This is a genomic window from Streptomyces sp. NPDC026589, assembly GCF_040638385.1.
GTDB lineage: Bacteria > Actinomycetota > Actinomycetes > Streptomycetales > Streptomycetaceae > Streptomyces.
In genome coordinates, this window is sequence record NZ_JBEZYG010000031.1 from 24,749 (window position 1) to 37,880 (window position 13,132).

The window sequence follows — 13,132 nt, forward strand, 5'->3', positions numbered from 1 at the left end:
GCCGAACGTGAAGGATGGACGCAGACGTGACCGACAGTGCTGGCCCGCCGTCCGACCCGGACCACCCGGCCGGGGACAAGCCGCAGGGCAGGTCGCAGGAGGAGTCCGGACCCGAGAGCGTGAACCCCGGGGGCGCGAACCCCGGGGGCGCGACCCCCGGGGGCAGGGCGCCCGAGGACGGGGCACCGGCGGGCGGGGGCGCCCAGGAGTCCATGGAAACCCCTCAGGCTTCGGAGGACCCGTCGGCCGGGGAGCCCGAGCCCGAGGCGGGCGCCAAGCCCGATCCCGAGCATGAGCCCGACCCCAAGCCCAAGCCCGACCCCGATCCCGAGGCCGATCCCGCCGAGGCCAGGAGCGGCGAGAGCTCCGGCGAAGGTGACGGCGCACCCGAGGCCGGCGGCGGCTCCGGCGCGCAGACCTGGGCCGACCGGCCCAAGGGCGGCGGGGTCTCCGCCCGCAAGGGCCACTGGCTCCGCTGGACCGCGCTCGCCGCCTCGTTCCTCGTGCTGGTCGCCGCGGGCGTGGGCTGGTGGATGTACCAGAAGCTCGACGGCAACATCACCACCGACACGAGCGCCGCCGCCGAGCTCAAGGCGTACGAGAAGGAACGGCCGACACCGGTCGTCATGGACGCCCAGAACATCCTGCTCATCGGGTCCGACAGCCGGGCCGGGGACAATCGTGAGTACGGCCGGGACGACGGCGGCAGTCAGCGCTCCGACACCACGATCCTGCTGCACCTGGCGGCGGACCGGAAGAGCGCGACCGCCGTGTCCCTCCCCCGTGACCTGATGGTGGAGATCCCCAGCTGCCGCACCTCGGACGGCAAGGAGACGCGGGAGCGGTTCACCCAGTTCAACACGGCGTTCGAGGTCGGCGGCACCGCCTGCACGATCCGCACCGTGGAACGGATGACGGGCATCCGCGTCGATCACCACATGGTCGTCGACTTCAACGGCTTCAAGGACATGGTCGACGCCGTGGACGGGGTCGAGATCTGCCTCAAGGAGCCGATCGACGACAAGGACGCGCATCTGGAGCTCCCGGCCGGCCGGCAGACGCTGGACGGCGAGGAGGCCCTCGGCTACGTACGGGCCCGCAAGACCCTCGGCGACGGCAGCGACACCGAACGCATGGAGCGCCAGCAGCAGTTCCTGGGCGCCCTGGTGAACAAGATGCAGAGCAACGGCGTGCTGCTCAACCCGACGCGGCTCTACCCGGTGCTGGACGCGGCGACCAAGTCGCTGACCACGGACCCGGGTCTTGACTCGCTGCGCGACCTGTACGACCTGGTGCGCGGGATGCGCAACGTGCCGACCGAGCAGGTGCAGTTCCTGACTGTGCCCCGGCAGCCGTACCGCAACAATACGAACCGGGACGAACTCGTCGAACCGGACGCGGGCGACCTGTTCGAGCAACTCCGCGAGGACCGGCCCGTCGCCGTGGTCCCGGCCGACGAACTCAAGGAAGCACAGCGGGACCAGGAGGCGAAGCAGGACGGGAAACCGGACGACACCGGGTCCGAGAGCCCGACGCCCACACCCACCTATTCAGGGTCGAGCGCGGCGGACGACCTGTGCAAGCAGTAAAGCAATTGCCAAGACATAGAGCTCAATCGACGCCTAATGGGAAGAATGCCCGGTTGTAAGGGGCGTGGAATGTGTCACGCACGTCGCTCGACGCGGAATCGGCCGGATAGTGTGACGCGATCCGGTGCTTCCGGCCGTCAGGTCGTGCACTGCTGGAGCGAAGGAACGAGCGCCTTGCCGGGGGAGGGCGCCTCGCGTGGCACCGACGGAGGACGCAGGCAACCGTGGACGCGCACAGCCGTGGACGGGCGGACGATATCGACCCCGCCGACCAGTGGGTACTCAACCCGCACACCGGTAATTACGAATTGCGACTGGATCACTCCACTGGGGAGTCGAGCAGCCCTTCGCGTACGGCTACGGCCGCGGGAACCGGTCGCCGGGACGACTCCCGGACCCGCTCGTCCCGCGAAGGTTCGGGACGCCGCGGCGCCGGTTCGCGTGAGCGCGACGGCGAGGGCCAGGGCGCCCCGGACGGGCCGCGCCGCGCGGTGCCCGGCCAGCGCAGCCGCCGCAGCTCCCAGGGGGGACGCGGGGCCGCCGAACCGCCGGCGCCCGGCCGCCGGAAGCGCAAGCCCCAGAAGTCGCGCAAGAAGAAGGCGTTGCTGTGGACGGGCGGGGTCATGGCGTTCGTCGTGGTCGCCGGCTCGGCCGGAGCGTACGTGCTGTACCAGAAGCTCAACGGGAACATCGACGCCATCGACGTCGGTGACGCCGGCAGCAAGAACGTCGTCACCGACGGCCCGATGAACATCCTGATCATCGGCACCGACAAGCGCACCGGCAAGGGCAACGAGGGGTACGGCGACAAGGGCAGCGAGGGCCACGCCGACACCACCATCCTGTTCCACGTCTCCGAGGACCGGACCAACGCGACGGCGATGAGCATCCCGCGCGACCTGATGACCGAGATCCCCGAGTGCGAGTCGAAGAACGAGGACGGCACCTCCACGGTCATCCCCGGCACCCCGAACGAACGCTTCAACACCAGCCTCGGCCAGAACGGCCGTAACCCCGGCTGCACCATGAAGACGGTCGAGAACATCACCGGGGTCAAGCCCCACCACTTCATGATGGTCGACTTCAACGCGGTCAAGTCCCTGACCTCGGCGGTCGGTGGCGTCAAGGTCTGCATGGCGAAACCGATCGACGACCCGAAGTCGCACCTGAAGCTGCCCCAGGGCGATTCCAAGGTGCAGGGCGAGCAGGCGCTGGCCCTGCTGCGCACCCGGGACAGCTTCGGCAACCGGAGCGACCTCGACCGGATCAAGGTGCAGCAGCAGTTCCTCGGCTCCATGATCCGCGAGATGAAGTCGAGCGACACCCTGACCAACCCGAAGAAGCTGTACTCGCTGGCCGACGCGGCCACCAAGGCGCTGACCGTCGACACGGCCATCGGCGACGCGACGAAGCTGATGACGCTGGCCGAGGAGATCGGCAAGGTCGACACGAAGAACATCAGCTTCCTCACGATGCCGGTCATAGACAACCCGGCCGAGCCGAAGCCGGTCACCGTGGTCGTGGACCCGGTCAAGGGCGAGCAGCTCTTCGCGATGATGCGCTCCGACACCTCGCTGACCGAGGTGAAGCAGAAGGAGAAGGCCGCCAAGGGCAAGCAGGCGGCCCTGCTCAAGGGACCGAAGGCCGAGGCCGCCGACGTACGCGTGGACGTCCTCAACGGCGGTGAGATCCCCGGCGCGGCGGGCTCGACCGTCACCTGGCTCCAGAACGAGCAGGGGGTGCTGAAGTCCACCAACAAGGCCAACGCACCCGAGAAGATCAAGAAGACGACCCTGGAGTACGCGCCCAACCAGGCCGATCAGGCCCGGGCGCTCGCCGAGATGATGGGGCTTCCCGCGACGGCCATGAAGCAGGGCGCCACCGACGCCGAAGGGCTGGAGGCGATGGTGCTCACGCTGGGGTCGGACTTCAAGGGCGCGGGCCAGCTCATCACGGGACCGACGAAGCCGCCGAAGGACATCGAGAAGGCAAGCGCCGACAAGGCGGTATGCGCCCAGTGACACCGGGTCACCGCGCCACAGCGGAAATCTGAACAGCATGGGGGGTCCGGTGGGACGGAGCAGCACGCCCGGGGAGAGAACGCGGTCACGCGTCCGCCGCGCCGATCGACTCGGCCGGGACGGGAGCCCGCACGGCGGCGACGGCGTACGGAACGGCGGCGATGGGCCGGGCGACGGCGACGGGCCGGGGGGCCGTGAAGAGCCGGGCGGCCGTGGGGCGCCGGGGGGCGGCCGCCGGGCGACCGCGGGCAGGGGCGGGAACGGCGGCGGCGCCCGGGCGCGCAGCAGCCGACGTGCGCCCAAGAGCGCCAAGCGGCGGGTGCTGCGCTGGAGCGCCTCCGTGCTCGCCGTGCTGATACTCGGCACCGGCGGCGCCGGTTATCTCTACTACGAGCACCTCAACGGCAACATCAAGAAGGAGGATCTGACCCTCGGCGACCAGCAGATGGCCGATCACAAGGTCAACGCCGCCGGTCAGACCCCGCTCAACATCCTGCTCATCGGTTCCGACGCCCGGGACTCCAAGGCCAACCAGAAGCTGGGCGGGGCGAAGGAGACCTTCGGCGCGAAGCCGCTGGCCGATGTGCAGATGCTGCTCCACATCTCCGCGGACCGCAGCAACCTCTCCGTGATCAGCATGCCGCGCGACACCATGCTGAAGATGCCCAAGTGCACGGCCCCGGACGGCGAGGTCTTCCCCGCCAGCACCACGGACGTACAGACCAACCAGAGCCTGGGCCGCGGTGGTCCGGGGTGCACGGTGGCCACCTGGTACGAGCTGACCGGCATCCGGATCGACCACTTCATGATGATCGACTTCGCGGGTGTGGTGTCCATGGCCGACGCCATCGGTGGCGTCCCGGTCTGTGTCGACGCCAACATCAACTCCCGCGGCCGGGACGGCAAGGGCTCCGGTCTGAAGCTGGAGAAGGGCACCACCTACGTCAAGGGCGAGCAGGCCCTCCAGTGGCTGCGCACCCGGTACGGCTTCGAGGACAACACCGACCTGGGGCGGGCGAAGGCCCAGCAGCAGTACATGAACGCGATGGTCCGTCAGCTGCGCAAGGGGACCAAGCTCACCGACCCGGCAAAGCTGATGAACCTCGCCGAGGCGGCCACGAAGGCGCTGACGGTCGACAAGGGCCTCGACACGGTCAAGAAGCTCTACGACCTGGCCGAGGAGTTCAAGAAGGTCCCCACGAAGCGCATCACGATGTCGACCATGCCCAACGTGTACGGCACCGGCACGAACAACGGCCGGGTCTACCCGAAGGCGGGCGACGCGGAGCAGCTGTTCCGCATGGTCCGCGACGACGTCCCGCTGGACGGCAAGGCCTCCAAGCGGAAGAAGCCGGAGGCCACGAAGGACCCGTCGGCGCCGGTCGGCGAGATCGCCGTCGCCGTGCGGAACGGGACCGCCACGGACGCGCTCGGACCCGCCTCGGGGCGCGCGGGTGACGTGATGGAGCAGCTGAAGGACGCGGGCTTCGCGAAGGCCACCGTCGACCCGGGCAACGTGACCGGGGCGGCGCGGACGGCGATCCTGTACCCGAGCGCGGATCTGGAGGGCGACGCGCAGGCGGTCGCCAAGGCGCTCGGGGTTCCGCTGTCGCAGGTGAAGAAGTCCACGGACGTCTCGGGGATCGCGCTCGCCGTGGGCGCGGACTGGCGCGAGGACGGGGCCTACCCGGTGTCCAAGGGCAAGGAGAAGACCCCCGAGTCGGCGGGCGCCCTCAACGGCGACGACGACAAGGCCTGCATGAAGGTGAACCCGAACTACACCTGGTGACGCCGTAACGACACGTGTAGGCGAAGGGCCCCACCGCCGAGGCGGTTTCCAGGGGCCCTTCGTACGCGTCGGGCGACCGGTGTCAGACGGTCTCGCTGCTGCCGTTCATCGCCGGGCGGCGGCTCGCGATGACCCGCTTGGCCAGCGACCGGGGGCTGGTGAGGAAGCCGAAGCCCCAGCACATGTGCATCGTCGCCAGCGCCACCGGGATCTGTGCGCGGGCCTTCAGCGAGAGGCCCTTGCCCGCGGGCAGCGATCCGGCGACGATCGCGGCCACGTATCCGCCGGGGACGATCAGGGCCCACGGGGTGACGGCCGCGCCCAGGACCAGACCCGCCGCGATGGCGACGACGGCGGTCGGCGGAGCCAGATAGCGGAGGTTGATCGAGCCGGAGTGGTAGCGGGCGACGACATGGCGCCAGCGGCCGTAGTCCTTGTACTGCTTGGCGAGCGCCTTCACCGTGGGGCGCGGGCGGTACTGGACCTTCAGCTCGGGCGAGAACCAGATCAGCCCGCCGGCCTCGCGGATGCGGAAGTTCAGCTCCCAGTCCTGGGCGCGGATGAACTCGACGTTGTAACCGTCGGCCCGCTCCAGGGCCTCGCGGCGGAAGACCCCCAGGTAGACGGTCTCGGCCGGGCCCGCCTGGCCGCCGGTGTGGAAGGCGGCGTTGCCGACGCCGATCTTGGAGGTCATCGCGGCGGCGACGGCGTCCTCCCAGGCGTTCTCGCCCTCGGCGTGCATGATGCCGCCGACGTTCTGCGCGCCGGTCTCCTCCAGGAGGCGGACGGCGGTCGCGATGTAGTTCGGCGAGAGCATGCCGTGGCCGTCGACCCGCACGACGACGGGGTGACGGGAGGCCTTGATCGCCGCGTTGAGGGCGGCGGGGGTGCGGCCGGTGGGGTTGGGCACGGTGTGGACCCGGGGGTCCTCGGCGACCAGCTCGGCGGCGATCTCGTCCGTACGGTCGGCGGAGGGGCCGAGCGCGATCACGACCTCCATCTCACCGGGGTACTCCTGCTCCAGGATGTGCCGGACCGAGTTCCTGAGATGACGTTCCTCGTCGAGCACCGGCATGATCACGGAGACGGCGGGGTACTGCGCGGCAGACATGTGGTCCTCGGGTGGTCCTCGGGGGCGCCGGGGGTGCCGCACCGCGGGAGGCGGGGCGCCCCGGGAGGTGGCGTTATTCGGCCGCCACGTTACCGCGAATGGGGGATACCGGTGCGCGCAGCCGGGTCGCGGGCCGGAACGGAGATCGTATGGGCCTACCGTGCGATGGTCCCCTTGCACCGCAGAGGTGTCTCCCTTGCACCCCGGAGGTGTCTCCCCCGTGCCCGCACCGCAGCGACCGCAGCGCCCGCCGCGCCCCCGCGCCACTCCCCCGCACCGCCGCCCGCCCCCGGGCACCCGGCCGGTCCGCCGCCGCAAGCAGGACGAACGGCCGCGCTGGGGCATGCGGGTGGCCACGGGCCTGTCGGTGCTGGTGCTGGGGGCCGGCGGGATCGGGCACGCCGTGGTGACCAGCCTGGAGGGCGGAATCGGCCGGGTCGATCCGTTCAAGGACATGAAGAACCGCCCACAGGGGGGCCACGGCACCAATCTGCTGCTCGTCGGCACCGACGGCCGGGACACGATCACCAAGGCCGAGAAGAAGAAGTACAAGCTCGGCGGTGCGCCCTGCCACTGCACCGACACGATCATGCTGGTCCATCTGTCGGCCGACCGGCAGAGGGCGAGCGTGGTCAGCCTCCCCCGGGACAGTTACGCCGAGATGCCCGCCCACACCGACCGCACCACGGGCAAGCGCCACGCGAGCCACCCGGTGAAGCTGAACGCCGCGTATGCGGAGGGCGGGCCCGCGCTGACCGTGCGGACCGTCGAGAACATGACCAAGGTCAAGATCGACCACTATCTGGAGATCGACTTCACCAGCTTCATGAAGACGGTCGACGCGGTGGGCGGGGTGAAGATCTGTACGGCGCGGCCGATGAAGGACGCGTACACCGGGCTGGACCTCCCCGCCGGCACCCATGAGCTGGACGGCGGCCAGGCGCTCCAGTACGTGCGCTCGCGCCATGTGGACGTGGCCTCCGACCTGGGCCGGATGGAGCGCCAGCAGAAGTTCATGGCGGCGCTGATCAAGCAGGCGACGAGCAGCGGGGTGCTGCTGAACCCGGTGAAGTTCCAGCAGGTCTCCGCCTCGGCGCTCGGCTCGGTCCGGGCCGACGAGGGCTTCGGTACGGAGCAGATGCTGGCGCTCGGCAAGGCGATGAAGGACTTCGGGCCGGCCTCGTCGGAGTTCGCCTCCGTGCCCGTCGGCAACCCCAGTTTCCCGGTCGAGGGCATCGGCTCGACGGTGCGGTGGGACGCGAAGAAGGCGAAGAAGCTGTTCCAGGCCCTGCGCGAGGACCGGCCGCTGGCCCCGTCGAAGCCGGAGCCCGCGGCCGGTCCGAAGAAGCCTCCGGCCACGCTCGTGGACGTGGCGCCGAAGGAGATCCGGGTGCAGGTCTACAACGGGACCCCGGAGGCCGGTCTCGGCCGGACGGTGGACGAGGCGCTGCGGGCGACCGGCTTCACCACCACCGAGGCCCCGCTCAACGGGGAGGTGCGGGAGCTGAAGCGGACGCTCGTGGAGTACGACCCGCGCTGGGACCGGTCGGCGAAGTCCCTGGCCACGGCGCTGCCCGGGAGTGAACTGAAGGCGGTGAAGGGCCAGGGACCGCAGCTGAAGGTGACGGTGGGCTCGGACTTCACGAAGGTGCAGCGGGTGAAGGCGGAGAGCCGGGAGACGGGCGAGTTCTCGACGGTGCGCGGCGACGAGGTGGTCTGCCCGTAGCCCGGTGGCCGTGCCCCGGTGGCCGTGCCCCGGTGGCCGTGCCCAGGCGGCCGTGCCCAGGCGGCCGTACGGGCGGCCGTACGGGCGGCTCAGTCGTCGATGCCGTCGGCGGCGCGCTTCTCGCGCAGCTCCTTGATCGCGCGGCGGCGGGCGAGCCGGTGGGTGCGCCGGATCTGCGCCTCCTGGTAGCGCCGGTTGTCGCGCTCGGTCTCGGGGATCACCGGCGGTACGCGGCGCGGCTTGCCGTCACCGTCCACGGCGGCGAAGACCAGATACGCGCTGCCGACCTGCTGGGCGGGGGTCGACTCGTTCCAGCGTTCGGCCATCACCCGGACGCCGACCTCCATCGAGGAGCGGCCGGTCCAGTTGACCTGTGCGCGTACGTGGACGAGGTCGCCGACCCTGACCGGCTCCAGGAAGACCATCTCGTCCATCGAGGCGGTCACCGCGGGCCCGCCGGAGTGCCGGCCGGCCACCGCGCCGGCGGCGTCGTCGACCAGTTTCATGATCACGCCGCCGTGCACCGTGCCGAGGAGGTTGGTGTCGCTGCCGGTCATGATGTGGCTGAGGGTGGTCCGGGACGCCGCGGTCGGCTTGCCCGGAATCTCGCCCTCCGGGCGGGTGGCCTGATCTGTCATACAGTCCACCTTATGCGGGGGCCCGTGTCCCGCAGAATGCATCAGGTTCGCAACAGCCCTGGTGCGATTTCCCTTACACCCTGTAATAGCTGTGGGCCGGGACGGCACACTGTGCGGATGAACGATTGGCCCGATCGACGGACCGGCGACCGCAGCGAGCGCTACGGACGGGGCAGTGCCAACCCCCAGCCCGAGAGTGCGCGGGCGATGCCGCACATCCAGCGTCGCCCCGCCCCGCAGAGGCCCCCGGCTCCGCCGCAGAGGCCTCAGGTGCCGCAGCAGGGTCAGGGATACGACGACCGCTACGGCAACAGCCCCGACCCCGGGTACGACAGCGGCTACAACACGGGCCAGGTCTACGGCTCGGGCGGCGGATCGGACGGCCGGGGCGGCGGAGGCGGTCGTCGCGGCGGCGGCGGTGACGGGGGTTACGTCCACGGCGGCGCGGCCCCGGACTGGCGCCGCCGGATCAAGCTCGGCGCGCTGACCCTGGTGGTCGTGGTGCTCGCGGTCTCGATCTCGACGTACTTCTGGGCCGACTCGAAGCTGAAGCGCGAGGTCGACCTCGCCAAGGTCATCGACCGGCCGGAGTCCGGCGACGGCACGAACTACCTGATCGTCGGGTCCGACAGCCGCGAGGGCATGTCGGCCGAGGAGAAGAAGCGGCTGCGCACCGGTTCCGCCGAGGGCAAGCGGACCGACTCGATGATGATCCTGCACGACGGCTCCAACGGCCCGACGCTGATCTCGCTGCCGCGCGACTCCAACGTCGAGATCCCGTCCTTCGTGGGGTCCGAGTCCGGGAAGAAGTTCGAGGGCACCGGCCGGCAGGTGAAGCTGAACGCCGCCTACGCCGAGGACGGCCCCGAACTCCTCGTCCGTACGGTCGAGTTCAACACCGGGCTGCACATCGATCACTACGTCGAGATCGGCTTCGGCGGCTTCGCGAAGATCGTGGACGCGATCGGCGGGGTCGAGCTGGACATCCCGAAGGCCTTCAAGGACAAGAAGTCCGGGGCCGACTTCCAGGCGGGCAAGCAGACGTTGAACGGCGAGCAGTCCCTCGCCTTCGTCCGGACGCGGTACGCGTTCGCGGGCAGCGACCTGGACCGTACGAAGAACCAGCAGAAGTTCCTCGCGGCGCTGGCGAGCCAGACGGCGACCCCGTCCACGATCATCAACCCGTTCAAGCTGTACCCGACGATGGGCGCCGGCCTGGACACGCTGATCGTGGACAAGGACATGTCGCTCTGGGCACTGGGCAACATGTTCTTCGCGATGAAGGGCGTCACGGGCGGCGAGGGCACGTCGATGAACATCCCGATCTCGGGCAGCGTCGGCGGCAACCTGGCCTGGGACAAGGCCAAGGTGAAGCAGCTGGTGGAGCAGCTCAACAACGACGAGAAGGTCACGGTCAAGGGCAACTGAGCCTGCGGGAAGAGCCGTTGAAGGGCGCCGGACTGTTGCCCGGCGCCTTCTTCCGCCTGCGGGGCCACCTACGAGCCGATGATGTTCCCCTTCTCGTCCATGAGGGGGTGGATCTGGGAGGGGCCGTAGTCGTCCACGTCGGACGGGCGCGACTTCTCCGGCCCGTCCGGCCCGATCCGCATCACGCGTTCGACCCGGACCACCTCGTACCGACGCCCCCGCACCACGAGTTCGTTGGGCCTCCGGCGCGCGGTGAACTTCTTCGCGGCCCGCGCGTGGACGGCCGCCTCCTTCTCGTCCACCTTCATCCAGGCGGGCAGTTCCGGCATGTCCGGCAGATCCGGCAGCTGGGGAACGGGCCGGGTGAGGTGGTGGACGAGGGCGCGGCGGGCGCCCTGCGGGGTCGAGTACTGTCCGGTCACCATCGACCAGGTCAACTCCTTCCGCTCCACCACCCGGAACGTCGTCGGGAGGAGCACGACCCCGGGGTGGGTGGTCAACGCCCGCCGGGAGTCGGCCCGTACGTCCTCGGGGAAGCGGGCGGCGGTGTAGGAGAGCCCCAGCAGCCCGGCCCGGTCGATCCCCTCGGTCAGCCCGACGGCGGCCGCGTGGTCGACCACGAAGCCCTCGGTGCGGCAGGGGTCGGGGGCGTCCAGGTCCCAGCTGTCCTCGTCCGGGTCGGTGGCCCGGGGCGGCTCCAGACGGTCGCCCCCGATCCGGGCGAACTCGTCGGCGCGCACGACCCGGTAGCGGACGCCGTCCGCCGACACCTCGTCGGTCTCCTCGACCTCCAGCCGCGCCACGGCGTCCAGCAGGGACCTCCGCACCACCGGGTCCTCGGTGTCGTCCCTCGCCCTGAACCACAGGATCGAGTTGAGCTCGTCGCGGGCCATCTGCGGGAATCCGCAGTCCAGTTCGCCCAGCAACCGCCAGCGCGGCCGGTCGCCGCGCCGCTGCTCGGCAAGCCCGAAGAGGGGCCCCCGGACCACGATGTTCGGGTACTTGCGGACCGAGGCGAACGCGTCCGCCTCGGTGACCTCGGAGACCGGGTCGTCGTGACGGGTGACGTTGATCGTGAGGTGATCCGGCGATTTCTCCGGGTGAGCGTTCATGTACTCAGTGTGCCGAAGGGGGAGCGTCGGTGTCAGGGGTTTCCGCCGCAAAGGGTTCGCTCCGCCCGGAGTTCACGCCGCCGAGCGCGTTCCGCCGCCCGCCGGGGCCGCTGAACGCGCTCGGGTCCGGGCGGGTGGCGCGTGCGCTCAGCTACCGGCCTCCGCACCGGAGGCGTACGGGACGAAGTCGGCCTCGCCGTATTCGATGGCCGCGCCCAGCTCTGCGGCGCGCAAACCGGCCGCTTCCCGCCAGAGTCTGATCTGCCGCCCCACGGCGGCCATCACCGCGCTCGAATCGTCGGCCGGATCGATGTCCAGGTCGAGATCCGGCTCGGGCTCGGTCACGTCTTCGTCAGCCATGGTGCGCAGCGTAGGGACGGCGGGCCGGACCCCGTGACGGATCCCCGGAAATCCACCCGAAATCGCTGCTCACACCGGGTCGTGACGCCCCACGATCCGGTGGGGGCCGACCGGATCGTGGCCCACCGCGACCCGGTGGGTCGCGACGTCAACTACCTAAAGAACCAAGAGAAATTACCCAACCCCACCCCACCTGATCCCGGTGGTCAACTGCGGGACGGGCCGGTCACCCACATGGGTGAGATTCACCAACTGGTGTGGATTTCGGTCGGGTTGGCAGGCATATGCTCGCGCTGACACACAACCCCAAATATGAGACGGCCCCCGCCGGGACGGCAATCCCGAGCGAGGACCTGACCACCAAGGAAGAAAGACGCTTCCCCATGGATACCCAGCACGATATCGCCCTTACCCACGCCCTGGCAGAGATTCCCGGGCCACTGCCGGTCTCCGGCGTCATCCACGTCGCGATCCCGCACGCGAGCCGCTTCACGATCGTCGGCAACCACCTCGCGCAGCACGCCGAGCTCACCCTCACCGCGATCGGGATCGGCGTACACATCCAGTCGCTGCCCGCCGGGTCCCCGGTCGGCATCAAGGCGCTCGCGGCCCGCTTCACCGAGGGCGAGACCACGATCGCCGCCGCCCTGCGCGAGCTGGAGACCCACGGCTATCTACGCCGGACCCGCACGAGGCTGACGAACGGCCGGATGATCACCCGCACGGTGTTCTGCAACCAGCCAGGGGCATTACTGCGGGGCCGGGCCGTGGTCCCGGTGTCCGTAGCGCCAGTGCCGGTGCCGGTCGTGACGCCCGTGGTTCCCGCGCCCGTGGTGCCCGCACCTGTGCCCGCGCCCACCCCCGTACCGGAGGAAGCACCCCCGCCGGTCCGCGTACCGTCGCGCATCGGGCCCAAGCCTCCGCGCCGGCCGCTCCCGCAGCCCGGCGAGCTGACCCCGGAGCTGTACCGGGCCGCGTCCGCGCTCCTCGCCGACCTTCGGCGGCACGCGCCGGAGCTGGTGCTCTCCGAGGACGACGTCGAGGAGCTGGTCCCCGGCGCCGCTGCCTGGCTGGAGCGCGGCGCGCACCCCGATGCCGTCCGCCACGCTCTGACGACCGAGCTCCCGCAGCCGCCCAAGTACCCGGCGAAGATCGTCAGACACCGCCTCACCGTGCTCCTGCCACCGCCGCTCCCGGGAGCCGCCGAACTGGCCCCGGCCCACCGGACGCCCGTCACCCCCTTCCAGACCTGCGAGGGCTGTGATCGCGCCTTCCGCTCCCCGGAACCCGGCCACTGCCGCGACTGCCGGGCCCAGTACTGGGAGGCGGCGTAGGCCCTGTCTCTCTCCGGTCGCGCC

General features: G+C 70.4%; 9 protein-coding genes and 1 pseudogene. 6 read left to right on the forward strand and 4 right to left on the reverse strand.

Translation table 11 applies throughout. From position 1 onward, the window contains the following. Positions 1 to 14 precede the first annotated feature (14 nt). From AB0F29_RS36130 to AB0F29_RS36140, 3 genes are all read left to right on the forward strand, one after another. Positions 15 to 1,589, forward strand: coding sequence for an LCP family protein (locus AB0F29_RS36130; RefSeq protein WP_361881564.1), 1,575 nt, complete (start codon positions 15 to 17; stop codon positions 1,587 to 1,589). 224 nt (positions 1,590 to 1,813) lie between these two features. Further along, positions 1,814 to 3,610, forward strand: coding sequence for an LCP family protein (locus AB0F29_RS36135; protein WP_361881567.1), 1,797 nt, complete (start codon positions 1,814 to 1,816; stop codon positions 3,608 to 3,610). Positions 3,611 to 3,647: 37 nt separating this feature from the next. Continuing rightward, positions 3,648 to 5,399: an LCP family protein gene (locus tag AB0F29_RS36140; protein ID WP_361881569.1), complete on the forward strand. Its 1,752-nt coding sequence runs from the start codon at positions 3,648 to 3,650 to the stop codon at positions 5,397 to 5,399. 82 nt (positions 5,400 to 5,481) lie between these two features. Here AB0F29_RS36140 and AB0F29_RS36145 read toward each other — a convergent pair whose 3' ends face one another. Next, complete coding sequence (locus AB0F29_RS36145; RefSeq protein ID WP_018961268.1) at positions 5,482 to 6,510, reverse strand: glycosyltransferase family 2 protein; 1,029 nt, start codon at positions 6,508 to 6,510, stop codon at positions 5,482 to 5,484. Between the two features lie 343 nt (positions 6,511 to 6,853). Here AB0F29_RS36145 and AB0F29_RS36150 point away from each other — a divergent pair, with 343 nt between their 5' ends. Continuing rightward, positions 6,854 to 8,236 carry an LCP family protein gene (locus AB0F29_RS36150; RefSeq protein ID WP_361881722.1) on the forward strand — a complete coding sequence of 461 codons (1,383 nt, stop codon included), beginning with the start codon at positions 6,854 to 6,856 and terminating at the stop codon, positions 8,234 to 8,236. An 89-nt stretch (positions 8,237 to 8,325) separates the two neighbouring features. Here AB0F29_RS36150 and AB0F29_RS36155 read toward each other — a convergent pair whose 3' ends face one another. Beyond that, positions 8,326 to 8,874: an acyl-CoA thioesterase gene (locus tag AB0F29_RS36155; protein WP_018961270.1), complete on the reverse strand. Its 549-nt coding sequence runs from the start codon at positions 8,872 to 8,874 to the stop codon at positions 8,326 to 8,328. Positions 8,875 to 8,991: 117 nt separating this feature from the next. On the opposite strand from AB0F29_RS36155, the gene AB0F29_RS36160 reads away from it, so the two are divergent. Beyond that, on the forward strand, positions 8,992 to 10,302 hold the full coding sequence (locus tag AB0F29_RS36160) for an LCP family protein (RefSeq protein ID WP_361881573.1): 1,311 nt from the start codon (positions 8,992 to 8,994) through the stop codon (positions 10,300 to 10,302). A 68-nt stretch (positions 10,303 to 10,370) separates the two neighbouring features. Here AB0F29_RS36160 and AB0F29_RS36165 read toward each other — a convergent pair whose 3' ends face one another. Next, a complete protein-coding gene (locus tag AB0F29_RS36165; RefSeq protein ID WP_361881576.1) occupies positions 10,371 to 11,414 on the reverse strand; it encodes a DUF5954 family protein in 1,044 nt (347 codons plus the stop codon). Between the two features lie 192 nt (positions 11,415 to 11,606). Then, positions 11,607 to 11,774: pseudogene (locus AB0F29_RS36170) on the reverse strand (transcriptional regulator); the annotation flags it as partial. A 383-nt stretch (positions 11,775 to 12,157) separates the two neighbouring features. Here AB0F29_RS36170 and AB0F29_RS36175 point away from each other — a divergent pair. Then, positions 12,158 to 13,108, forward strand: a complete 951-nt coding sequence (locus tag AB0F29_RS36175; RefSeq protein ID WP_361881578.1) for a hypothetical protein — start codon at positions 12,158 to 12,160, stop codon at positions 13,106 to 13,108. The last annotated feature ends 24 nt before the right edge of the window (positions 13,109 to 13,132 follow it).

Bases quoted from the DNA above. Each gene is read 5' to 3' on its own strand.
- AB0F29_RS36155 (WP_018961270.1), bottom strand. From the start codon at position 8,874: ATGACAGATCAGGCCACCCGCCCGGAGGGCGAGATTCCGGGCAAGCCG.
- AB0F29_RS36165 (WP_361881576.1), bottom strand. From the start codon at position 11,414: ATGAACGCTCACCCGGAGAAATCGCCGGATCACCTCACGATCAACGTC.
- AB0F29_RS36160 (WP_361881573.1), top strand. From the start codon at position 8,992: ATGAACGATTGGCCCGATCGACGGACCGGCGACCGCAGCGAGCGCTAC.
- AB0F29_RS36130 (WP_361881564.1), top strand. From the start codon at position 15: ATGGACGCAGACGTGACCGACAGTGCTGGCCCGCCGTCCGACCCGGAC.
- AB0F29_RS36175 (WP_361881578.1), top strand. From the start codon at position 12,158: ATGGATACCCAGCACGATATCGCCCTTACCCACGCCCTGGCAGAGATT.
- AB0F29_RS36145 (WP_018961268.1), bottom strand. From the start codon at position 6,510: ATGTCTGCCGCGCAGTACCCCGCCGTCTCCGTGATCATGCCGGTGCTC.
- AB0F29_RS36150 (WP_361881722.1), top strand. From the start codon at position 6,854: ATGCGGGTGGCCACGGGCCTGTCGGTGCTGGTGCTGGGGGCCGGCGGG.
- AB0F29_RS36140 (WP_361881569.1), top strand. From the start codon at position 3,648: ATGGGGGGTCCGGTGGGACGGAGCAGCACGCCCGGGGAGAGAACGCGG.